Annotated in this window: 20 protein-coding genes; 16 read left to right on the top strand and 4 right to left on the bottom strand. The window is 63.5% G+C overall.

All coding sequences use genetic code 11. The features are described 5' to 3' along the window. The first annotated feature begins 23 nt into the window (after positions 1-23). From CD932_RS07450 to CD932_RS28735, 10 genes are all read left to right on the top strand, one after another. The gene (locus tag CD932_RS07450) at positions 24-1,622 is read left to right on the top strand and encodes a UxaA family hydrolase (RefSeq protein ID WP_094442082.1); all 1,599 of its coding nucleotides are present in this window, start codon (positions 24-26) and stop codon (positions 1,620-1,622) included. 11 nt (positions 1,623-1,633) lie between these two features. Continuing rightward, positions 1,634-3,067, top strand: a complete 1,434-nt coding sequence (locus CD932_RS07445) for a tagaturonate reductase (RefSeq protein ID WP_094442081.1) — start codon at positions 1,634-1,636, stop codon at positions 3,065-3,067. 134 nt (positions 3,068-3,201) lie between these two features. After that, the gene (locus CD932_RS07440; RefSeq protein WP_094442080.1) at positions 3,202-4,509 is read left to right on the top strand and encodes an MFS transporter; all 1,308 of its coding nucleotides are present in this window, start codon (positions 3,202-3,204) and stop codon (positions 4,507-4,509) included. A gap of 117 nt (positions 4,510-4,626) precedes the next feature. Further along, entirely contained in the window at positions 4,627-5,898 is a 1,272-nt protein-coding gene (locus CD932_RS07435; RefSeq protein WP_176460909.1) for a porin, read from the top strand. 145 nt (positions 5,899-6,043) lie between these two features. Continuing rightward, a complete protein-coding gene (locus CD932_RS07430; RefSeq protein WP_254926604.1) occupies positions 6,044-8,110 on the top strand; it encodes a glycoside hydrolase family 28 protein in 2,067 nt (688 codons plus the stop codon). An 86-nt stretch (positions 8,111-8,196) separates the two neighbouring features. After that, the gene (locus CD932_RS07425; protein WP_094442077.1) at positions 8,197-9,138 is read left to right on the top strand and encodes a sugar kinase; all 942 of its coding nucleotides are present in this window, start codon (positions 8,197-8,199) and stop codon (positions 9,136-9,138) included. A 58-nt stretch (positions 9,139-9,196) separates the two neighbouring features. Next, positions 9,197-9,919 (top strand): GntR family transcriptional regulator, encoded by a 723-nt coding sequence (locus CD932_RS07420; RefSeq protein ID WP_254926496.1) that lies wholly within the window; start codon positions 9,197-9,199, stop codon positions 9,917-9,919. Positions 9,920-9,952: 33 nt separating this feature from the next. After that, positions 9,953-11,497, top strand: coding sequence for a methyl-accepting chemotaxis protein (locus tag CD932_RS07415; RefSeq protein ID WP_094442076.1), 1,545 nt, complete (start codon positions 9,953-9,955; stop codon positions 11,495-11,497). A 9-nt stretch (positions 11,498-11,506) separates the two neighbouring features. Next, entirely contained in the window at positions 11,507-11,992 is a 486-nt protein-coding gene (locus CD932_RS07410; protein ID WP_141213201.1) for a hypothetical protein, read from the top strand. 58 nt (positions 11,993-12,050) lie between these two features. Continuing rightward, positions 12,051-12,191, top strand: coding sequence for a hypothetical protein (locus tag CD932_RS28735; protein ID WP_176460908.1), 141 nt, complete (start codon positions 12,051-12,053; stop codon positions 12,189-12,191). 57 nt (positions 12,192-12,248) lie between these two features. Here the strand turns inward: CD932_RS28735 and CD932_RS07405 are convergent, their stop codons facing one another. After that, a complete protein-coding gene (locus tag CD932_RS07405) occupies positions 12,249-13,457 on the bottom strand; it encodes a hypothetical protein (protein ID WP_094442074.1) in 1,209 nt (402 codons plus the stop codon). An 89-nt stretch (positions 13,458-13,546) separates the two neighbouring features. After that, positions 13,547-14,425: an HDOD domain-containing protein gene (locus tag CD932_RS07400; RefSeq protein ID WP_094442073.1), complete on the bottom strand. Its 879-nt coding sequence runs from the start codon at positions 14,423-14,425 to the stop codon at positions 13,547-13,549. Positions 14,426-14,650: 225 nt separating this feature from the next. Between CD932_RS07400 and CD932_RS07395 the strand changes: the two genes are divergently transcribed. Next, positions 14,651-15,223: a DNA-3-methyladenine glycosylase gene (locus CD932_RS07395; RefSeq protein ID WP_094442072.1), complete on the top strand. Its 573-nt coding sequence runs from the start codon at positions 14,651-14,653 to the stop codon at positions 15,221-15,223. Positions 15,224-15,228: 5 nt separating this feature from the next. On the opposite strand, the gene CD932_RS07390 is transcribed toward CD932_RS07395, so the two are convergent. Together CD932_RS07390 and CD932_RS07385 are read right to left on the bottom strand one after the other, a co-directional pair. Beyond that, entirely contained in the window at positions 15,229-16,902 is a 1,674-nt protein-coding gene (locus tag CD932_RS07390) for a methyl-accepting chemotaxis protein (RefSeq protein ID WP_094442071.1), read from the bottom strand. Positions 16,903-16,956: 54 nt separating this feature from the next. Next, positions 16,957-17,418 carry a cache domain-containing protein gene (locus CD932_RS07385; protein WP_094442070.1) on the bottom strand — a complete coding sequence of 154 codons (462 nt, stop codon included), beginning with the start codon at positions 17,416-17,418 and terminating at the stop codon, positions 16,957-16,959. A gap of 220 nt (positions 17,419-17,638) precedes the next feature. Here CD932_RS07385 and CD932_RS07380 point away from each other — a divergent pair, with 220 nt between their 5' ends. From CD932_RS07380 to CD932_RS07360, 5 genes are all read left to right on the top strand, one after another. After that, positions 17,639-19,003: a KamA family radical SAM protein gene (locus CD932_RS07380; protein ID WP_094442069.1), complete on the top strand. Its 1,365-nt coding sequence runs from the start codon at positions 17,639-17,641 to the stop codon at positions 19,001-19,003. Between the two features lie 2 nt (positions 19,004-19,005). Further along, entirely contained in the window at positions 19,006-20,346 is a 1,341-nt protein-coding gene (locus tag CD932_RS07375) for a nitrate/nitrite transporter (protein ID WP_094442068.1), read from the top strand. Then, entirely contained in the window at positions 20,291-21,139 is an 849-nt protein-coding gene (locus tag CD932_RS07370; protein WP_094442067.1) for a fumarylacetoacetate hydrolase family protein, read from the top strand. Before CD932_RS07375 ends, CD932_RS07370 begins: the two co-directional genes overlap by 56 nt. Further along, positions 21,139-21,702, top strand: a complete 564-nt coding sequence (locus tag CD932_RS07365) for a carboxymuconolactone decarboxylase family protein (protein ID WP_094442066.1) — start codon at positions 21,139-21,141, stop codon at positions 21,700-21,702. The genes CD932_RS07370 and CD932_RS07365 overlap by 1 nt, the downstream gene beginning before the upstream one ends. A 101-nt stretch (positions 21,703-21,803) precedes the next feature. Further along, a complete protein-coding gene (locus CD932_RS07360) occupies positions 21,804-23,360 on the top strand; it encodes a S1C family serine protease (RefSeq protein ID WP_094442065.1) in 1,557 nt (518 codons plus the stop codon). Positions 23,361-23,368 lie beyond the last annotated feature (8 nt).

Raw genomic sequence — 23,368 nt, 5'->3', positions numbered from 1 at the left:
ATCAGCCGCCGCCAGGAACAGTCATGCAAAAAGTATTGTGTATTCATCCCGACGACGACATGCTGGTCGCCCTGTCCGACCTGGCCGCCGGCGAAGTTGTCAACTGGGAGGGTGAATCCATCCTGATCAGCAGCGCCGTCAAGACCAAGCACAAGCTGGCCCGCCGCGCGTTTGCGGCCGGCGAGATCCTGCGCCTGTATGGCGTACCGGTCGGCAAGGCCACCGTCGCTATCGGCCGCGGCGAAGCCGTCACCACCGACAACCTGCATCACTACGCGGCCGAAGTGGAACTGGAACCGCAAGCGCCGTACAGCTGGACGCCGCCCGACATGAAGCGCTTTGACGGCGCCACCTTCCCCGGCGTGGTGCGCGCCGACGGGCGCGTGGGCACGGCCAATTACTGGCTGGTGTTCCCGCTGGTGTTCTGCGAAAACCGCAATGTCGAGCACCTGCGCAATGCGCTCGAAGCGCCGCTTGGCTACACGCGCAATGACCTGGCTTCCTTTACCCTGTCGCTGCTGGGCGAAGACATGGAAGCGCCCAAAGCCGTGGTGCGTCCGTTCCAGAATCTCGATGGCGTGCGCATCATCACGCACAACGGCGGCTGCGGCGGCACGCGCGCCGATGCGCGCTCGCTGTGCAGGATATTGTCGGCCTATGCCGATCACCCGAACGTGGCCGGCATCACCGTCTTCAGCCTCGGTTGCCAGAACGCGCAGATTGCCATGTTCAAGGAAACGCTGGCAAAACAGAACCCCGACTTCGACAAGCCCTGCCTGATCTACGAACAGCAGCAGTGGGACAGCGAAGACACGATGATGAAAGCCGTGCTGACCGACACCCTGGCGCAGCTGAAGGAAGCGAACAAGGTCACGCGCCAGCCGGTGCCGCTGTCGCACCTGAAAATCGGCGTCAAATGCGGCGGCTCGGACGGGTTTTCCGGTATCTCCGCCAACCCGGCCATGGGCCTGGTGTCGGACATGGTGGTGGCCGTTGGCGGTTCGTCCATCCTGGCCGAATTTCCCGAGCTGTGCGGCGTCGAAGCGAACCTGATCGAACGCTGCGAAAACGACGACGACAAGCGCCGCTTCCTGGGCCTGATGCGTGACTTCGAAGCGCGCGCCGAAGCGGTCGGCACGCATTTCGCCGACAACCCGAGCCCCGGCAATATCCGTGACGGCCTCATTACCGACGCCATGAAGTCGGCCGGCGCGGCCAAGAAGGGCGGCACCTCGCCCATCGTCTCGGTGCTCGACTATGGCGAGCAAAGCCCGAAAGCCGGTTTGTCGCTGCTGTGCACGCCGGGCGGCGACGTCGAATCGGTGACCGGCATCGTGGCGTCCGGCGCCAATGTGGTGCTGTTTTCCACCGGGCTGGGCACGCCGACGGGCAACCCCATCGTGCCGGTGCTGAAAATTTCCAGCAACACGCGGGTGGCCAAAAAACTGTCCGACCTGATCGACTACGACTGCGGCCCTGTGATCGACGGCACGCCCTTGCCGGACGTGGCCAACGGCTTGTTCGACATGGTGGTGGCCACGGCCGGCGGCCAGTACACGGCCAAGGCCGACCGCCTGCAGCAGTACGACTTCATCTTCTGGAAACGCGACATTTCACTGTGAGCCACACGACCATGCAAACCCTACGCCGCAGCGTGCCCTACGCGCTGCCGATCAAATTTCTCCAGTTCGGCCAGGGCAATTTTCTACGCGGCTTTTTCGACTGGCAGATCGACCTGCTCAATGAACGCACCGGCCTGAACGCCGGCGTGGTGGTGGTGCGTCCGCGCGGCGGCAGCGGCTCGCCCCTGCTCGACGTGCAGGACGGCCTGTTTACCACCGTCGTGCGCGGCCTCGACGAGCACGGCGCGCCCGTCAGCGAGTACCGCACCATCGCCTGCGTGCAGCGCGAGATCAATCCGGCCACCATGTATGGCGACTACCTGGCGCTGGCGCAATTGCCCGAACTGCGCTTTATCGTTTCGAACACCACCGAAGCGGGCATCGCCACCAACGACACCGACGCGTTTGACGACGCGCCGCCCTCGACCTTCCCGGCCAAGCTGGCGCGCCTGCTGTTCGACCGCTACACCTGTTTCAATGGCAGTCTGGAGAAAGGCCTGGTGCTGCTGCCGTGCGAACTGATCGAAAACAATGGCCCGGCCCTGAAGGCGGCCGTGCTGCATTTCGCGCACCTGTGGCAGCTCGACGCCGGCTTTGCCGCCTGGCTCGACTCCGCCTGCGTGTTCTGCTCGACCCTGGTCGACCGCATCGTCACCGGCTTTCCCGACGGCGAAGCCGATGCCATCGCGGCGGACCTCGGTTACACCGACCAGTTCCTGGTGGCGGCCGAGTACTACTACCTGTTCGTCATCGAAGGGCCGGCCTGGCTGGCCGACGAACTGAAGCTGGCCGGCGCCGACCTCAATATCCGGCTGGTCGACGACATCGCGCCGTATAAAAAACGCAAGGTCGGCATTCTGAACGGCGGCCATACGGCGCTGGTGCCGGTGGCGCTGCTGGCCGGCCTGGAAACGGTAGGCGAGGCCGTCAACGACGAGCAGGTCGGCGGCTTTTTGTTCGACACGCTGGCGCAGGAAATCATTCCGGCGCTGCCGCTGCCGCAGGACGAACTGCGGCAGTTTGCGCGCGACGTGCTGCTGCGTTTCCGCAACCCTTACATCCAGCACCGCCTGGCCTCGATTGCCTTGAATAGCTGGAGCAAATTTGCCGCCCGCATCGCGCCGCAACTGCTGCGCTACGTGGAACTGCAAGGCCAGTTGCCGCAGCGCCTGGTGCTGGCCCTGGCGGCCACCATGCGCCTGTATCGCGGCGACGTGATGGCGCTGGCCGACGATGGCGCGACCCTGGCCTGGTTCAAGGCCGCCTGGCAGGACGTCGATGCGGGCGACTTGAGCCTGGCGCAGCTGGCGCAGGGCTGGCTGGCCAACGACAAGGTGTGGGGCCGCGACATGAATGCGGTGCCTGGCCTGGCGCAGGCGGTGGCCGGCGCGCTGGCGCGTATCGACGCGATGGGCATGCGCGGCGCCTTGCAGGCGCTGCAGTAAAAGTTTCGGCGGTACCGGCAGTAACAGTAGCAGCACTAAAAAAACCGAGGCCGAAGGCACTTCCGCAAGGAAGGCTGAACGGCCCGCAAAGTGGCGGCGCAGCTGCGCCGCCGTGGATGACAGAGGGAGACAAAATGACTAAAGTACGCGGCATGCGCTGGTGGATGGTCGGGCTGGTGACGGCAGGCCTGATCGTGAATTACCTGGCGCGCAATACCTTGTCGGTGGCGGCGCCAACGATGATGACCGAGCTCAATATCACCACCCAGCAGTATTCCTATATCGTGGTGGCGTGGCAGGTTTGCTATGCGCTGATGCAGCCGATCGCCGGCTATGTGATCGACGCGGTCGGCACCAAGCTCGGCTTTGCGATGTTTGCGCTGGCCTGGTCGCTGGCCTGCGCCTGCGCCGCCATGGCGACCGGCTGGCAAAGCATGGCGCTGTTTCGCGGCATGCTGGGCCTGACCGAAGCGGCCGGCATCCCCGCCGGCGTGAAAGCGACCACCGAGTGGTTCCCCGCCAGGGAGCGTTCGATCGCCATCGGCTGGTTCAATATCGGTTCCTCGATCGGCGCCCTGTGCGCGCCGCCGCTGGTGGTGTGGACCATCCTGCACGGCAGCTGGCAGATGTCGTTCGTTATCGTCGGCGCCATCGGCATCGTCTGGACCGGCCTGTGGCTGGCCTTCTACAAACACCCGCGCGACCAGAAGATGCTTTCTGATAAGGAGCGCGATTTTATCCTCGAAGGCCAGGAGCAGAGCGACTCTTTCGGTGTCGAGGGTGACAAAAATTCGGCACCCAAGGCGCGCTGGCACCAGATCGTGCGCAGCCGTAATTTCTGGGCCATCGCGATTCCCCGTTTCCTGTCCGAACCGGCCTGGCAGACCTTCAATGCCTGGATTCCCCTGTACATGGCCACCGAGCGCCACATGAACATCAAGGAAATCGCCATGTTCGCCTGGCTGCCGTTCCTGGCCGCCGATATCGGCTGCGTGCTCGGTGGTTACCTGAGCCCCTGGTTCCACAAATACTGGAAAGTGTCGCTGTTCACCTCGCGCAAACTGGTGGTCGTGGTCGGCGCCGTCTGCATGATCGGCCCGGCCTGCATTGGCCTGGTCGCCAGCCCGTATGCGGCGATCGCCCTGTTGTGCGTGGGCGGCTTTGCCCACCAGACCCTGTCCGGTGCGCTGTATTCGATCACCTCGGACGTGTTCGGCAAGAACGAAGTGGCCACCGCCACGGGACTGGCCGGCATGTCCGGCTACCTGGGCGCCACCATTTTCACCTTGCTGTTCGGCGTGCTGGTGACCCTGGTCGGCTACAGCCCGCTGTTCATGCTGCTGGCCGTGTTCGACCTGGTGGCCGCCGCCGTGGTGTGCATGCTGATCCGCGAAAAAATCGCGCCGGCCGTCCCGCTGGGCAAGGCCGCTTTCAACGCCTGATCCCGACCCGATCCTGACGATTCCCCCTGCCTGGCTCACCCCTGCGCCGGGCGGGAATGACTGTTTTTGATGATGTTAATAAAGCGCCGCCTCAAGGCGCGACCAGAGGAGAAAGACATGCAACAACTGAACAATAAATTGACCCGCCGCGTGCTGGCAAGCGCACTGCTGGCGGCCCTGTCGGGCGGCGTCATGGCGCAGGGCTTCATGGAAGAGCGCAAGGTCGAAACGCGCATCTATGGCTTTTTGAACGGCGAGATCGAATCGGTGAAAGCCGAAGGCGGCGCCACCCCCTACGGCAGCCGTGGCCGCGTCTCGGATGGCAATTCGCGCATCGGCTTTGCCGGCTCGATCGGCATCAAGGGCGACGTGCGCGGCCTGTGGCAGATCGAAGGCAGCCTGAACAACTTTGACGAAGGCGGTATCAACGGCCAGGGCAAGTCGTCGACCATCGAGTCGCGCAATACCTTCGTCGGTATCGAAAGCAAGCGCTTCGGTCGCTTCATCATCGGCAACAACGACTCCGTCTACCGCAGCCTGGTCGGCTCGGGCGGCGCTTTGGGCGGCAACCTGGGCCTGACGGTGCAGGGCCTGGACGTGTGGAACAATACCTCGGCCCAGCTGAGCGGCAATGCCGACAGCCTGTTCGGCCGTGGCGAAGCGCGCTACAAGAATTCGGCCCACTATCTGACGCCGCAATGGAACGGCTTCCAGGCTGGCGCCTCCTACGGTTTCGATGAAGTGCGCGACACCGGCGACGACCGCGCGCGCTACGCGCTGGCCGCCAAGTACTCGCTCGGCGCGTTCTCGATCGGCGCCGGCTACGACCGCCGGCAAAACACCGGTGTGGACGTGGAAAACCTGTCCAAGGGCTTCGGCTTTCGCAACACCTCCGTCAGCGGCGTGAACACTTCGTTCTACAAGGTGCTGGCGACCTATAAATTCCCGACCAAAACCTCGGTCGGCCTGGGTTTTGAAGCGGGCAGCTATGGCTACGCGCTGCAGTCGCTGCCAACCCCCGGCAATATCTACACGGCGCTGAAAACGGGCAGCATGAAGCAACGCTCGGTGATGGCGTCGCTGACGCAGGAAGTGGGCGAGGACATCAGCGTGATGCTGGCCGCCGGCAAGCTGGGCAAACTCGACAACACGACCTTCGGCCGCGCCGACGACTTCGGCGCCACGCAAGTGTCGCTGGGCGCGACCTACAAGATCGACGAACAGTTCATGCCGTATGTGTACTTCACGCGCATCAACAACAAGTCGCAGCAGAACGTCAACCTGGGCCAGTCGCCGCTGCACAGCAACAAGGCCGGCACCGACGACGCCTTCCTGGCGCCAGGCAATTCGCCGCGCGCCTTCGGCATCGGCATGATCGCGCGTTTCTAATTTCGTTTTCAAAAACAGGCCGGCGCAAGCCGGCACACAGCGCGCCCGAGAGCGCGCTTTCATCAGGAGATGCATCATGAAGTCAGGTATCAAACAAGGTAATCCAGGCTGGACGCAGGCATGCGTCGCCCTGCCGCTGGCCGTCATGCTGGCCGCTTGCGGCGGCGGCGGCGACACCAAGGGCGAAACGGCCACCAGCTACACCCCGGGCAGCGTGTTCCAGGTCGGTACCACCGCCTTCGACCCCGACCTGCCGGCCGAACCGAGCCTGCCGAAAGACACGCAGGTCTGCGCCACCCTGGAAGCGAGCACCAACCTGGTGCGCCGTCCGGACGGCTCGCTGCCGCCGGAAGCCGACCCGTCGAAAGCCGGTGTCGGTGTGGCTGTCACCACCGCCACCGCCAATCCTGACCAGGCCCGCATCCAGGCCGCGCTCGACGCCTGCGGCACCTTTGTCGACGCCGAAGTGGGCGCAAAAATCGCCGCTGCCGACGCCGCCGCCACCGCCGCGCAAAAAACCGCCAACGTCAAGAATGTCAATATCGCCGGCGTGTCCGGCGAAGAGCTGGCCAAGCCCGAATACCGCGCCAGCAAATATGCGGTGCGCCTGGTGGTCAACAAGTCCGGCGTGGGCGACGGCTTTATCAGCGGCCCGTTGACCCTGCCGTCCGGCGTGACGCTGTGGATCGACAAGGGCGTGACCCTGTACGCTTCGCGCGACGTGACCACCTATTCGCCGAATCCGGCCGGCCCTTACTGCGGCAATACGGCCGTCAGCTCGACCAAGGCCGGCAGCTCGGGCAATTGCAGCGCGCTGATCAACGGCACCAATATGGTCAACTCGGCCGTCATGGGCGACGGCTCCATCGACAGCCGCGCCTATGCGGAAATCGTCACCACCAACAAGCTGTACCCGTTGATGAAGGTCGACATGACCTGCTCGAACACCTACGCGGCCTATGCCACCGGCAAGCAGGCCGCTGACGGCGTGTCGTGCGATAACGGCGGCACCACGGTCGACTCGAAATCGTCGGCGCGCAACATGAGCTGGTGGGACCTGGCTTTCCTGGGCAATATGGTGCAGAACGGCGTGACGGGCACGGGCTCGCAGTCGAACTTCCGCATGATGGTGTTCAACTACGCGAAAAACCTGACCCTGTACCGCATCTCGCTCAACAACAGCGCCAACTTCCACGTCGTGCCGAGCGGCGTCGACGGCCTGACGGTATGGGGCGTGAAAGTGCAGACGCCGACCCTGGCGGCCTTCGCCAATCCGGCCGGCAACGGCAACCCGCTGTACAACGGTGAAACCTACAACGCCGACAACGTCAAGAACACCGACGCCTTCGATCCGGGCGCGGCCGGCAAGGCGATTTCGGGCAAGCTGGCCACCGGCAGCAATACCACATCGAGCGGCGCGATGTCGTTCGACGGCTACCTGAAGAACTTCGTGTTTGCGTATAACTTCGTGAGCACCGGCGACGATGACGTGGCCCTGAAAGGCAGCGCCAATCCCTCGCCGGCAGGTTCCGGCCTGTTCGCCATCGACGGCAAGCGCGACGTGCGTGCGGACCGCAAGAACGGCATCGTGATCGCGCACAACCATATCTACTGGGGCCATGGCATTTCGGTCGGCAGCGAAACGAATGCGGGCGTGACCAACGTCGAAGTGTATGACAACTCGTTTACGCACTCCGAAGAAGGCCTGCGCATCAAGTCCGACTACGCGCGTGGCGGCGAGGTGAGCAATATCCACTACCGCAACATCTGCATCCGCGACGCCCAGAACGCGCTGTTGTTTACCCCCTACTACAGCACCAAGGCGCTGCCGGCGGGCGGCCCGCTGTACCCGAACTTCCATGACATCACGCTGGACAATGTGCGCATCCTGGGTAACACTGCGATCAAGCTGCAAGGCTTCAAGGCAAATACGGGCGGCTTTACCAACCCGCAATTTCCTCTGGTGATGAACCTGAACAACGTGGTCACGGACTCGCCGAACGGCACCACCATGACCTCGTCGGACGCGAACCTGACGATCAAGGGCACGAACCTGCCGATCTTCGCCAACGCCGCCGAGCGCGTGACGGTCGCCGGCACGGCCACGCAAGCGGTCGATGTCGACAAAGTGGTCGATTGCAGCCGCGCCTTCGTCGACTTCCCGGCGATTGGCCAGTCCAACCTGTTCGGTTCGACCTGGGACAAGAAGTAATCAGTAGCTTTGGGTAGTATGCCGCGCCGGCCTTCTTCACGGATGCCGGCGCGGTGTCATTGGCATTCTTGATCGATAGGAGTGAGATGGAGACGAACAATACCGCCGAGACTGTTTTTGTGATCGGCGAATGCATGATCGAACTGCAGCGCGGGCAAGTGGCTCAGGCGATGGATTACCGCTTCGGCGGCGATACCCTGAACGCCGCCGTGTACCTGGCGCGCCTGACTGACGCCCGCCGCCACCGCATCGCCTATGTGACGGCGCTCGGCACCGACGGCCTGTCCGATGACATGGCCGCCAGCTGGCAGGCCGAGGGCATCGAAACGAGCCGCGTGCAGCGCCTGGCCGACAAGCTGCCCGGCATGTACCTGATCGAAACCGATGCCGACGGCGAGCGGCGCTTTCATTACTGGCGCGGCGATTCGGCGGCGCGCCACTGGCTGCGCGGCCCGCAGGCGCCGGCGATTCTGGCGCAATTGGCTGGCGCGCGCCACGTGTACTTGTCGGGCATCAGCCTGGCGATTTTGTCGCCCGCCGACCGCGACGTGCTGCTGGCAACGCTGGCGCGGTGCCGTGACAATGGCGGCCAGATCGTCTTCGACAATAACTACCGGCCCCGCCTTTGGGAAGGTGCGCAAGTGGCCGCCGAGGTTTATCATCGCGTATTGCGGCTGTCCTCGCTGGCCCTGTTGACGCTCGACGATGAAGAGGCGCTGCATGGCCCGGCAACGATCGAACAGGTGCTGGCGCGTACCAGCGCGCTGGGCGTGGCCGAAATCGTGCTCAAGCGCGGCGGTGAGCCCTGCGTGCTCTGGCGCGATGGCCAGACGCAGGAAGTGGCGGCGCCGCCGGTGGCCACGGTGGTCGATACCACGGCCGCCGGCGACTCGTTCGGCGCGGCCTATGTCGCGGCGCGCCTGGCGGGCAAGAGTGCGGCCGACGCGGCCCTGGCGGGACATCGCCTGGCCGGCTGCGTGATCGGCCAGCGCGGTGCGATTATCGCGCGCGCGCTGATGCCGTCCTGAGAGTGGGCAGGGTATGATCGCCTGCCCTGTCGTTGAACCGTTTAACCTGGCCCAGCTTATGAATTTGTCGTCTTCCCTTCCTCCCGCCGATGGCGAAACGGGCATCAGCGCCGCGCGCCGCGTGTATGGCTTGCTGCGCCAGCGCATCGTCGAGATGAGCATGCTGCCCGGCACCCGCATCGTCGAAAAGGAACTGGCCGAAGAACTGGGCACCAGCCGCACGCCCGTGCATGAAGCGGTGCAGCGCCTGGCCGAAGAAGGCCTGGTCGAGGTGCTGCCCCGGGTTGGCACCTTTGTCGCGCGCATTCCGCTCGATTCGCTCGAAGAAGCCATGCTGGTGCGCTGTGCGCTGGAAACGGCCATCATCGAAAAAGCCACCGAACGGGTCACGCCGGAAGGCATCGCCCGCCTGCGCGCCATCCTCGCTGCGCAAGCCGAGTGCATCGTCAATAACGATATACGCGGCTTTCACCGTACCGACGAGGGTTTTCATGCGGCGCTGGCCGAATTGTCCGGCTATCCGGGCGTGTGGCCGATGATCCTGCAGGCGAAAACCCAGATGGACCGTTATCGCCAGCTGACCCTGCCGCTGGCCGGGCGCATGAGCGACGTGATGCATGAGCACGGCGAGGTGGTCGAGGCAGTAGCGTCGGGCAACCCAGGCCTGGCCGTCGCCGCCATGCGCAGCCATCTCGACCATGTGCTGCCGGTGCTGGAAATTACCCGCAAGTTGCGGCCTGAATATTTCATGCCGCACCTCGCCACCAAACCTGCGCGCTAGCGCGTCTGCTATCGGCCGTTTTGAAGGAACATCATGAAAGTGTCACACCGCCTGATCCTGCTGGTCGGCGCCGCCTTGCTGGCCATGGCCATGCTGGGCGCCTACAGCCTGCGCACCCTGCATGCAGCCATGCTGCATGACCGCGAAGCGCAGATCGTCAATATGCTCAAGATGGGCGAACACCTGGTCGCCTCGTATCATGCCCAGGAACTCGATGGGCGCCTGACGCGTGAGCAGGCGCAAGCCGCCGCCAAGGCCGCGCTGACCCACCTCAATAACGAAGGCAAGAGTTATTACTGGGTGCGCCTGCCCGACGGCCTGAACCTGGTGCACCCGAATCCAAAAAATATCGGCGTGATCGCCCAGGGCGAAACCATGGACGGCCGGCCCGATGCGCAAGCCTATATCGAGGCGCTGGCCAACAGCGAAGTGGGGCTGGTGTCGGTCAAAAGCCGGCGCGACGGCCAACTGGTGGCCAAGCTCAACGGCATTATCGCCTTCAAGCCCTGGGGCTGGTGGATAGGCACGGGCTTTTTCGGCGACGATATCGATCGCGCCTTCTGGCAGGCGGCGCTGCAGTTCCTGTGGTTTTTCCTGGCCGCCCTGGCCGTGATGCTGGCCCTGGGCTGGCAGGTCATCCGCCGCGTGCTGGGCGTGCTCGGTGGCGAGCCGGCCTACGCGGGTGAGGTCACGCGCCGCATCGCCGGGCGCGACCTGTCGGTACCCGTCATCTTGCGGCGTGGCGACGATGGCAGCCTGCTGCACAGCATTGCCCGCATGCAGCAGGACCTGGCCGCCACCGTGCGCCAGGTCCAGGGCAATGCGGCGGCGATCGCCGGCGCCTCGCAGGAAATCGCCCAGGGCAACCTGGACCTGTCGGCGCGCACCGAAGCGCAGGCCAGCGCGCTTGAACAGACGGCCGCCTCGATGGAAGAGCTGACCGGCACCGTCAGCCAGAACGCGGGCAATGCGCGCCAGGCCAGCAGCCTGGCCCTGGAGGCCACGCGGCTGGCCGAGCAGGGCGGCGCGGTGGTGGCGCGCATGGTCGACACCATGGACGCCATCGGCCAGTCCTCGAGCCGGATCGCCGACATCACCGGCCTGATCGACGCGATCGCCTTCCAGACCAATATCCTGGCCCTGAACGCCGCCGTCGAGGCGGCGCGCGCCGGCGAACAGGGACGCGGCTTTGCCGTGGTGGCCGGTGAAGTGCGCAACCTGGCGCAACGGTCAAGCGCGGCTGCCAAGGAAATCAAGGACCTGATCGGCGTCTCGGGCAGCCAGGTGGCGCAGGGCAGCGTACTGGCCAGCCAGGCCGGCGAGGCGATGCAGCATGTGGTGGCAGGCATCGCCAAGGTCAGCGCCTATATGCACGACATCAGCAGCGCCACCCACGAGCAGAGCACGGGCATCGCGCAGGTCAACCAGGCGATTATCGGCATGGACGACGTGACCCAGCAGAACGCGGCCCTGGTCGAACAGGCGGCCGCCGCCGCGCAGGCCATGCAGGAGCAGGCGCGGCAGTTGGCGGAACTGGTGAGGCTGTTCAGGCTGGAGGGGCGGGGTGGACAGGATTGAGAACCTCTCTTGCGTCTACTGATAGTAAACAATATCGTAGACGGGGCTATCTCTGCCTGCAGCTTGCCCACCGCAATTGTATGGGGGCTGTGGACGTTTCGATATAATCCAACTAAGCTGTTTCGGGGGGATATTTTGGGTTGGATAATCATCTCGCTCTTGCTGCCGATCTTCACGCCCTTTTTATTTTATTGGGCACTCAAGGGCTTTGCCTTTCCGAGCGCACCCAAAGTTATCCAAATGATCAAGGATGGCCAACTCGGCTGGGTCGGTGCCGGCTATGCCATCGGCGCGGCGATCGCCTTCCTGTGCGCTTCCAGCGCGATCGCTGCGGTGGGAACAATGCTGCCAGTGACCTATCCGAAGCCAGCCGGCATTGTCTGGATGAAACATTTTGAAATCATGATCAAGTCGGTTGGCTTGACCGCCGCAAGTGCGCTGTTGTATGGATTGGTCCATTATGGTACGGTTGGAGTGCAGACGTTACAAGCATAACTTCCGCGCCCTATACAGTTCATATAGAGTTCATATAGACCACGCGATGGAGCGCACCATGACAACCCTGAAAGCCTGGATGGGCGAACACCTTGACACGCCTGAAAAAGCGCGTACGACGCTGTCGAATATGGCTGTCGGTGCGGGCGTGATCGGTTTTGTCCTGACGCTGCTGGCGGTGCTGACAGCCCGCGTCTGAAAAAGAACGCCCCAAGCGAAAAAGGCGAGCCATGCTCGCCTTTTTGTTTTTCTGATCTCAAGCCGGCGAGTAAGCGTGCACTTCCATCGCCTGTCCCTGGCCATCGAATTTCAGCGCCACCGACAAGTTCGTCACGCCGATCATGGCCAGCGCATCGCACACATCGTTGACTTCGTCCTGCAGGTCGGCCGCCAGGTCCAGCGGCTTGTCGGCGCTGTGCAATACTGCACCGCTGGCGGTGTATACGTTCACGCGCAGCAGCATGTCGCCATGCGCGTCGGCCGGACCGACCACCGCCGACACGTCGTCGGCGTCGAGATTGTTTTCCGCCAGCGCGTGATTGATGCCCGACATCATTTGCAGCATCGCGTATTCGGCCAGGCCTTGTTCCTTGCCGCCATGGAACAGATCCTGGTACAGGAAACTCACTTCCAGTGACTTGCCGGCCGGCGCCAGGCAGCGCTTGACCAGGTCGCCCACTTTGGCCGTCCATTGCTGGTAGCGCTCCATGCGGGCGTCGAACCAGGCGTCGAGCGCCGCTTCGTCTTTCGGTTCCACATAGAAGGGGTCGTCGACGCGCTTGAGGGCAAAGCCCAGTAAAAAACGCAGTTCGACGGCGGTGTCGTCGGCGCCGAATTCGGTGGCGCTCCAGCCGGCGATGCTGCGCTCGAGGCCGGCGGCGATGACGATTTTCTTGTCCGTCATCGAGGTGTAGGCGTCGCGCACCATTTCATGCAAATGGCTGTAGGTGATGCGGTCGATTTCGTCGAGGTCGTAGGCGTGGCTCATCAGCACGACCTTGGCCCTGGCGCTTTCCAGCTCCGATTCCTGGAAACTTTTCACCAGCGCCTCGAATGCGTCCTGGTCCTGGAAACCATCCGCTTCCTGCAGGCCGCCCGTGCTTTGCACCAGCAGCGGCACCACGAAGGCGTTGATTTCCATGGCCGGCGCATTGTCGCGGCGGATCACCACCACCGACGAGGCTTCCTCGATCTGTCCACGCAGGTATTGATACGCGCCCACGTCCTCGTATTTCGCCCGTTCGATGGCGTCGTACAGCACTTCGTCTTTTTTCTGGTTCAGGCTTTTGCGGATCAGGCGGCCGAATTCGATGGCCTGTTCGGCCAGCACCGTACCCTGCGATTCGCTGTCTTCCTGTTCCGCCAGGTTCAGCGCCATCGTGCTCAGCATCCGCGCGACGGCTTCATCCTTGTCTTCGGGCGAGTTGGACGATTTGCGAGGGGCAGGGCGCTTGTTCTTGGGCATGGTGAGTGAGTATGTGAATTGAAGTGAAATTGAAAAGGGCGCCAAGGTCAGCAACCTGGCGCCCGTCGCGATGATACACGGTGACGGCTTTACTCGTCGGTGCCGAACATTTCATGCAGTTCGTCGAGCAGGTCGGCCGTTTCCTCGGCCGACAGGCCCAGGTGCTGGCAGGCCAGTTCGCCGCCCTTGTCCCATTCGAGAGAGCTGCTGTTGCCATGGTAGCGCTGTATGCCTTTTTCGGCCAGCAGCGACAGCGCGATCAGCGAGCGGATGGCGTCGTCGGTGGACGGGTCGCCCAGCACGCTGTAGTCGTGGTGGTGCAGGATGGCCCAGGCGACATCCGACGACAGGCCCCAGTTGCGCGCCAGCAGGCAGCCGATGGCCGCATGGTTGGTCTGGTGGCGCGCGTCTTCCACCGCCGTAAAACTGTTGTGCGCATCGTTGGCGGCTGCCGCATAAGTGTTCACGTAGTCGGGAAAGCGCTTCATCAGCAGCGGCACGCCGATATCGCAGAACAGGCCGAAGGTGTGGGCGATATCGGGCGGGGCGATGCGCAGCTTGCGCGAGGTAAATACCACGGCGCGGGCGCGCTTGGCCGACACGTCCCAGAAATTGTTCAGTTCCACGCCTTCGGCTTCCAGCGCCTGGCGTGCCAGCAAGCCCGTCATCAGGGCGCTGCACTGGTTAATGCCCAGGAAATTGGTGGCTTGCTCGACCGACTTGGCCTTGCGCGCCGCGCCATAGAACGGCGAATTGGCCAGTTTTAACAATGCGCCCGACATGCCGACATCGTCGCCGATAATGCGCGCGATCCTGCGTGGCGAGGGATCGGGTTCGGCCAGTTCGCGCTGCAGATCGACCAGCAGGCTGGGGCGCGGCGGAATCCGGATCGATCGCATCAATGCCTCGACCGGATCGCCTTCCACGGCCTTTGCCGGCTGTGCCGTTTTCAATGCTGCTTTCATCATTTCATCACTATCGCTGGTTGCTCCGTCGCCAACGATTATCGCTGTTTATCATGAGTAATAGTTCAGAACGGCCCTAAAATTATGGCAAAAAACGCCCATTCTTTCAATTAGCCCTCCGCTATTGCGCATTTTCAGGCGGCCGGGCGCCGCATTTTGATAGTGTTGCCGCAAGTTTTACGGCTATTCAAGAAACCTGCGCACGGTGTCGCAGGCTACAATTGGCGCATGAAAAGTGTTCTTGCAGACATCGATTTCGCGCGTGATTCCTGTCTGGTGGCGCGCCAGCTGATCGGCGTGACGGTGCTGCTCGACGGCATCGGCGGGCGCATCGTGGAAACCGAAGCGTATGACCGGCTGGACCCCGCCTCGCACACCTTCGGCGGCCAGACGCCGCGCAACGCCGCCATGTTCGGCCCACCCGCACACGCCTATGTCTACCGTTCCTACGGCCTTCACTGGTGCCTCAATTTTGTCTGCCGCGAAGCCGGCCATGGCGCCGGCGTGCTGATACGCGCCATCGAGCCTTTGTACGGGCTCGACGCGATGCGCGCGCGGCGCGGCGTCGAGGACGAGCGCTTGCTGTGTTCCGGGCCGGGCAAGCTCTGCCAGGCGCTCGCCATCACGCATGCGCACAACGGCGTGGCGCTGGACGCGCCGCCGTTCGTGCTGCTGGCCCGGGAAGACGCTGTGGCGGTGTTGGCCGGTCCCCGCATCGGCATCTCCAGGGCCATGGCGCTGCCGTGGCGCTTTGTCGAAGCCGGCTCACGATTCCTGAGCAAGCCGATGCGGGTGGTGTAGCTAAGTCAGGCGCTGCGCCGGCGCGTCGGAGCACTCTTGCCGCGCAGCGGACTATGTGCGGCGCGCCGCTCGGCATGGCTGGCGGGGGCCTGGAAGGCTTGCGTTGCCGCCACGGCGGTTGACGCCGCCTGCGGCTGGTCCAGGGTAAATACGGCCACCGCCGCCGACAAGGTCACCGCCTGCTCCTGCAAGCTGGCCGCTGCTGCCGCCGCCTGTTCCACCAGCGCCGCATTTTGCTGGGTTACATTATCCATCTGCGCCACCGCCAGATTCACCTCTGTAATGCCGCTCGCCTGTTCGGCGCTGGCCTGCTCCACGCGCTCGATGATGTCGTTGACTTGCTGCACCGAAGCGACGATGGCGCCCATGCTGTCGCCCGCCTGCTGCACCGCCACGCTGCCGCCGTCGATGGTGGCTACCGACGTGGCGATCAGGGTCTTGATCTCTTTCGCCGCTTGCGCCGAGCGGTGCGCCAGGGTGCGCACTTCGGACGCCACCACGGCAAAGCCGCGCCCCTGTTCGCCGGCGCGGGCCGCCTCGACCGCCGCGTTCAGCGCCAGGATATTGGTCTGGAACGACAGGGCGTCGATGACGCCGATAATGTCGACGATCTGGCGCGAATGGCCGCGAATGCTGGCCATGGTGGCGACCGCCTGCTGCATCGCCGCGCCACCCTGCACGGCCAGGTGCGACGCCTGCGCCGCCAGTTCGCAGGCGCGGCGCGCGTTGCCGGCATTGTCGTTGACGGCTTCGGTCAAGGTGGCCATGGCGCTCGACGTCTGTTCCAGTGAGCTCGCTTGCATTTCCGTGCGCGCCGACAAGTCCATATTGCCGGTGGCGATCTCGTGCGAGGCCATGTCGATCGATTGCACGGACGACGAAATGGTGCACAAGGTCTGGTTCAGCTTGGCGATGCACTGGTCCAGCACGCGCGAGGTGGCGGCGATCTCGTCGCTGCCCTGCTTCGGTTTGCCGGGCCGCAAGCTACCCGCCGCCAGTTGCCGCACCGCCTCGGCGATGCCGTGGATTTCCAGCAGCATGGCGCGGCGCACCAGCATCGTCACCACCACCGAGGCGCACATCGACAGCAGCACCGTGGTGAGCAAGGTCCAGCCCAGGTTGTGGAATTGCCGGGCGGCCGCCGCATGCGCTGCGGCGCCAAGCGTGGTTTCCAGCGCTGCCAGCTTCATCAACTGGGCGTTGAGCTGACCGAACTGGGTTTCCGCCTTGACCATGGAATTGGCGGCGATCGACAAATCCATCTGCGCCATTTCCATGGTTTCCAGCACTGCCTTGCGGTAGGCGCCCAGAGCGCCGCTGGCGCCATCGACCATCGCCAGCTCCGCGCCGTTCGAGGTGGCGCGCAGCCTGCTCAGTTGCTGGGCGATATCGCCATGGCGCTGCTTGATCTGCCCTTCCAGCGCATCGAGGCGGGCCTTGGCGAAGCTGCCATTGGTCCACGACAGCAGCTGGTACATATTGCTGTGCGCATAGCGCACGTCACCGGCCACGTCCAGCGCCGCCTTCAGGTGCGCCATGCGCACCTGCACCATGTTTTCCATCGAGGCATTTTGCCGCACCATGCCGTACCAGGCGCTGGCCGAACTGAGCACCAGCAACAGCAGCACCAGGGCGGGCGCCAGCAACAGCTTGGGGCCGATGCGTAATTTGTTGAGCATATGTCCTCCTGCCTGTGGATGGAAGCGAGGCCAGCAGGGCCGGCCCGCCGTTGTCTATTTCTTGTAGATCCCCGCTTCGAGCACCACGTCGTTGACGCGCAAAATATAGGTGGTCTTCGGTTCGATCTTGCCGCTGACGGGATTTTTATACTGGTAGTCGACCCAGCCCTTGCCCTGCTTCTGCGCCAGTTCGATGATTTCACGGCGGTATTTTTTGCCGTTCGCATCGGGCACGTCCGTCAGGTCCTTGCCGACGATGGACGGGTTGATCGGGTGCGCCAGCACGATGCCGGTCTTGATGTCGCGCATGTCCACATACAGCTCGCCCTGCACGAACTCGGGGTCCTTGGCGCTGAGCTTTTTCATCATCTCTTTTTCGCCATGCTGCCTGATGAAGGCTGCGCCCCGTTCCGCCATGGCAATGGCGTCCCTGGCGGTCGGTTCGACGGCGGCGCTGGCATGGCCGGCGCAAGCAAACAGCAGGCACAGCGCGGTGCCGCTCAATACACGTTTCATGATGTGTCCTTAGGTGGGGGAGGGAGAGTTGCCAGGTCGTAATTTACTGTGCGGGGTGTCCGATGAAATTGCGGTAGCACAAGTTTTTTCTTGCCTAGATGCAGGTTTATTGATCGCAACAGGATGGTGGAAACGTTGTTGATGTAGTGCAATTTAGTGCATTTAAGCAAGAACTATGATGGGTTTTTCAATGCCACCAACCCATTGCCACGGAGAAGCCATGTCCACGACGACGACCGAATTGCTGCCAGCCAAATTCAAACCCTATACGCGGCAGTCCATCCGCCAGGCACGGCAATGGGAATGGCTGCCGCCCGAGCAGCGCGAAGCGGTGCAGGTGGTCTCGGCCGTGCTGCCGTTTCGCACCAATGAATATGTGCTCGACCAGCTGATCGACTGGAACAATATTCCCGACGACCCCATCTACCGGCTGGTGTTTCCGCACCGCGACATGCTGCCGCCCGAGCAGTACGCCCGTTTGCGCGAGCTGGTCATCGAGCGCCAGGACCAGGCCGCCATCGACGCCTGTGTACGCACTATCCGCCTGGGCATGAATCCGCATCCGGCCGGCCAGCTCACGCACAATGTGCCGGCCATGGACGGCGTGCCGGTGCGCGGCCTGCAGCACAAGTACGGCCAGACGGTGCTGTTCTTTCCCAGCGCCGGTCAGACCTGCCACGCCTATTGCACCTTCTGTTTTCGCTGGCCACAGTTCGTCGGCATGGACGACATGAAGTTCGATGCGCGTCAATCCCATGAACTGGTGGCCTATCTGAAACGGCACCCGGAAGTGACCGACGTGCTGTTCACGGGCGGCGACCCGATGATCATGAACACGCGGCAACTGGCGGCCTACCTGGAGCCGCTGCTGGACCCGGCGCTGGAACATATCCAGAACATTCGCATCGGCACCAAGTCGGTTGCGTATTGGCCGCAGCGCTTTGTCTCCGACCGCGATGCGGACGACTTGCTGCGCCTGTTCGAGCGCATCGTTCAGTCCGGCAAGAATCTGGCCATCATGGGCCATTACAACCATGCGGTGGAGCTGCGCCCGGAGATCGCGCGGCAGGCCGTCAAGCGCATCGTCGGCACCGGGGCCACCTTGCGCATGCAAGGGCCGTTGATACGCCATATCAATGAAGACCCGAACAGCTGGGCCGAACTGTGGCAGACGGGCACGCGGCTGGGCGCGATTCCGTACTATATGTTTGTCGAGCGCGACACGGGGCCGCGCGGCTATTTCGAGCTGCCCCTGGCGCGCGCGCACGAGATTTTCCAGGCCGCCTACCAGCAGGTCTCGGGCCTGTCGCGCACGGTGCGCGGGCCGTCGATGAGCGCCTTTGCCGGCAAGATCGTGGTCGATGGCATAGTCAGCATCCATGGCGAAAAACTGTTTGCCCTGCAGTTCTTGCAAGCGCGCAACCCCGACTGGGTGCGCCGGCCCTTCTATGCCAAATACGATGAACACGCGACCTGGATCGACCATCTGCAACCGGCGTTTGACCAGGAAAAATTCTTTTTCGAGCTCGATGAACCGGTGCCGCAGATGCCGCACAAGGTGATTGCGCTGGCGCAAGCGGCTTGACGATGGCGGTCGACGCCAGCGCTGGGCGCCATCCCTGGGCCATCTTTTGCATGGTGTTTTTGCCGTTCGCGCTCGGCCATTATCTGTCGTGCCTGCTGCGCGCAATCAATGCCGTGCTGACCACGCAACTGCTCGCTTTAGTACCCTTGAGCGCCACGCAGCTGGGCCTCTTGACCAGCGCTTTTTTCCTCGCGTTCGCGCTGGTACAGTTGCCTGTCGGTATGGCGCTGGACCGCCATGGCCCGCGCAAGGTGCAGCTGGTATTGATGAGCGTGGCGGCGCTGGGCGTGTGGCTGTTCAGCCACAGCCAGGGGTTTGTCGAGATGCTGTGCGCGCGCGCCGTGATGGGCGCCGGCCTCGGCGGCTGCTTCATGGCCGCCGTCAAGGCCATTTCGGGCGCGGTGGCGCCGGCGCGATTGCCGTCCGTGCACGGCTACCTGATCGCCGTGGGCGGGCTGGGTGCGGCCAGCGCCACCTTGCCCGTCAGGCTGGCCCTCGATTACACGGACTGGCGCGGCCTGTTCCAGGGCCTGGCGCTGGCCGTGCTGGCGGTGGGCCTGTTGATCCGCTTGCTGTCGCCGGCACCGCCGGTGGCGCCGGCGATCAAACCCCAGGCCGGCATGTTTGATGTCTACCGCGATCCCGCCTTTCGCCGCACCATCGCCCTGCTGCTGTTGCCGCACAGCGTATTCTTTGGCGTGCAGGGCTTGTGGATAGGGCGTTGGCTGGCCGACGTGGGCGGCTTGCCGGAGGAGGCCGTCGCCTACCTGCTCTACCTGGGCATGGCGGCCGTCATCTTTGGCGCCATCGCCACGGGCATGCTGACGCAATGGGCGGGCCGGCGCGGCGTGCCCCCCATGCAGGTGGCGGCCTGGGGCGTCGCTTTGTTCGTGCTGGTGCAGTTCGCCATGGCAAGCAATTTCCGGCCCGGCTTGCCGCTGCTGTCGGTGCTGTTTGCCTTGCTGGGCACGGTGGCGGGGCTGGAATACGCCATCGTTGCGCAAAGCGTGCCGCCTGGCATGACGGGGCGCGCCACCACCTGTCTGAACCTGTTGATCTTTAGCGGCGCCTTCCTGGTGCAGGCCGGCTTCGGCCTGGTGCTGGGCTGCTGGCCGACCAATGCCGCGTACCAGTATCCGCCCCAGGCTTACCAGCTTGCATTCGGCCTGCTGGCGGCCTTGCAGCTGCCGGGACTTGCCTGGTTTTTCATCGACCGCCACAGGCGTGCCGGGCCATCCGGTAAAATGATGGCCGGCACAGCGGTAATGATCAACTCCAAGGAAGAATATGAAACTCGTTCGTTATGGTCGTCCCGGCAAGGAAAAACCGGGCCTGATCGATGAAGAAGGCAAACTGCGCGACCTCTCCGGCATCATTGCCGATATCGATGGCGCGCAACTGTCCGACAAGGCGCTGCGCAAGCTGGCCAGGCTCGACGAAAAAACGCTGCCGCTGGTACGCGGCAATCCACGCTTCGGCGTGCCGGTGGCCAAGGTTGGCAAGTTCATCGGCATCGGCCTGAACTACGCCGACCACGCGGCCGAATCGAACATGCCGATTCCGGCTGAACCGATCGTTTTCATGAAGGCGATCACCTGCCTGAACGGCCCGGACGACACTGTGGTGTTGCCCAAGGGTTCCAAAAAGACCGACTGGGAAGTGGAACTGGGCGTCATTATCGGCACGCGCGCGCAATACGTGAGCGAAGAAGACGCGCTCAGCCACGTGGCAGGTTACTGCGTCGTCAACGATGTATCCGAGCGCTCCTACCAGCTGGAACGGGGCGGTACCTGGGACAAGGGCAAGGGCTGCGACACGTTTGGCCCCGTCGGCCCATGGCTGGTCACGCGCGACGAAGTGATCGATGCGCAGGACCTGGACCTGTACCTGGAAGTGAACGGCAAGCGCATGCAGACCGGCAACACGCAAACCATGATTTTTACCGTCGCGCAAATCGTCAGCTACCTGTCGCAATTCATGACCCTGGAACCGGGCGACGTGATCGCCACCGGTACCCCACCGGGCGTGGGCCAGGGCCGCAAGCCGCAGCGCTTCCTGAAAAAGGGTGACACCATGCGCCTGGGCATCGCCGGCCTGGGCGAACAGCAGCAGGACGTCATCGCCTGGACCGCCTGATGCCGGGTTTCGACCTTGACCGTTTGCCGCTGCTGCCTGTCGACCAGCTCGACGCGCAGCAGCGCGCGGCCGCGCAAGCGATCATAGACGGTCCGCGCGGGGCGCTGTACGGCCCCTTCGTGCCGCTGATCCGTAGCCCGGAACTGATGGAAACGGCGCAGCGCATGGGAGAATATTTGCGCTACCGCAGCGCCATCGGCACGCGGCTGTCCGAACTGGCCATCCTGGTGACGGCGCGCCAGTGGGACCAGCAGGTCGAGTGGGCGATCCATGCGCCGCTGGCGGCGCAAAGCGGCATTGCGCCAGCGGCCATCGAGGCCATCGCGCAGCGCCGCCCGCCTGAGACCTTGCCGGACGACGAGCGGGCCGTGCATGATTTCTGCATCGAGTTGCAGCAGCACAAGCGCGTCAGCGACGCCACCTATGCGCGCGCGCTGGCGCTGTTCGGCGAGCATGGCGTGGTGGATTTAATGGGCATCAACGGCTACTACACTTTTCTCGCCATGGTGATGAACGCTGCGCAGACGGCCGTGCCGCCATTGAAAGTACCGCCGCTGCCGTAGCAGGCCTCAGGTCGCCAGGCCTGGATGATGGACAAACTGTAATTTTTGCGCATATTGCCCAATATATACTTTATTTCCCACCATCCATAGTCTGACTGACCATGAAAACTCGACTTTTCCAGTCCCTCATTGGCCGCGCCTTGCTGGCGTTGGCCTTTTCTTTTTCTCCATTGATGGCGGTGCGCTCGATGGCCGCCGAGACCGCCTCCACGGCCAACGCCACGGCGCTGGAAAATGCCGTCGTCAAGGTGTTCGCCACCCTGCGCCGGCCCGATCCGTACAAGCCATGGAGCAAGGCGGCGCCGCAATCGGTAACGGGTTCGGGCGTGGTGATCGATGGCCACCGCATTCTCACCAATGCCCATATGGTCGGTTATGCCAGCCAGGTGCAGATCCAGGCCAATGGTTCCGGCGATAAACTTTCCGCCACCGTGCTGGCCATTTCCGAAGGCATGGACCTGGCCTTGCTGAAGGTCGATGACGACAGTTTTTTCGATACCCATAAACCCATGCCGCGCGCCAATGTCTTGCCCGACGTGCGCGACGCCGTGCTGGCCTATGGCTATCCGCTGGGCGGCACCTCGCTGTCGATTACCAAGGGCATCGTCTCGCGCATCGAGTTCGTGCGCTACCATTATCCCGTCTCGGGCCTGCGCATCCAGATCGACGCGGCGATCAATCCCGGCAACAGCGGCGGCGCCGTGATTGCCGGCGACAAGATGATCGGCCTGGCGTTTGCCACCGTGACCAATGCGCAAAACATGGGTTACATCATTCCCAACGAAGAGATCGAGTTGTTCCTGCGCGATCAGCAAAGTGGCGCGCCCAAGGGCAAGCCGGCCCTGTTCGACGTGACGCAAACGCTGGAAAATCCGGCCCTGCGCAGCATGCTCAAGCTCGACAAGGGCGTCGAGGGCGCCATCGTGATGACGCCGGCCAGCAAGGACCCCGCTTATCCGCTCAAGGAATTCGATGTCATCACCAAAATTGGCGACTACCCTGTCGACAACCAGGGCATGGTCAAGCTGACCGCCAACAGCCGCGTGCGCTTCCAGTACCGGGTGCAGCAGCTGGCGAAAAACGGCATGCTGCCCCTGACCGTGGTGCGCCATGGCGCGGCCATGAACGTCAGCGTGCCCGTGTCGGCCTCGCACCCGATGCTGGTGCCCGGCCTGGAAGGCGCCTACCCATCGTATTTCATCTTCGGCCCGATGGTATTTTCAAGAGTAACGGCCGAATTCATGGCCGGCCCCAACGCCAATGCGCCCATGCTGGTAGGCATGAGTTTTGCCGGCAATCCGCTCGTCACGCGGCGCGGCGATGCGCCCGACGCCAACCGCGAGGAACTGGTGGCGGTCTCGGCGCCGTTCTTCCCGCACAAGCTGATGAATGGCTACAGCAACCGCTTCTTCTCGGTCGTGTATTCCGTCAATGGCATCCCGGTGCGCAGCCTGGCGCACATGGTGACCCTGCTGCGCGACCTGCCCGATGAGATGGTCACCTTCCGCTTCGAGCAGCGCGATGCGGAAATCGTCGTGGTGCCGCGCAAGGAGATGCTGGCGGCCACCGAGGCGGTGCTGAGCGACAACGGCATCCGTTCCGAAGCATCGCCCGACATGCTGAAGGTCTGGAACGACAAAACGACGGCCAACCGGTAAGTCGCCGT

The sequence above is a fragment of the Janthinobacterium sp. PC23-8 genome (assembly GCF_002250505.1).
GTDB lineage: Bacteria > Pseudomonadota > Gammaproteobacteria > Burkholderiales > Burkholderiaceae_D > Janthinobacterium.
Note: the sequence above shows the minus strand (reverse complement) of the source record. Positions and strands in the feature narration are given on the sequence as shown.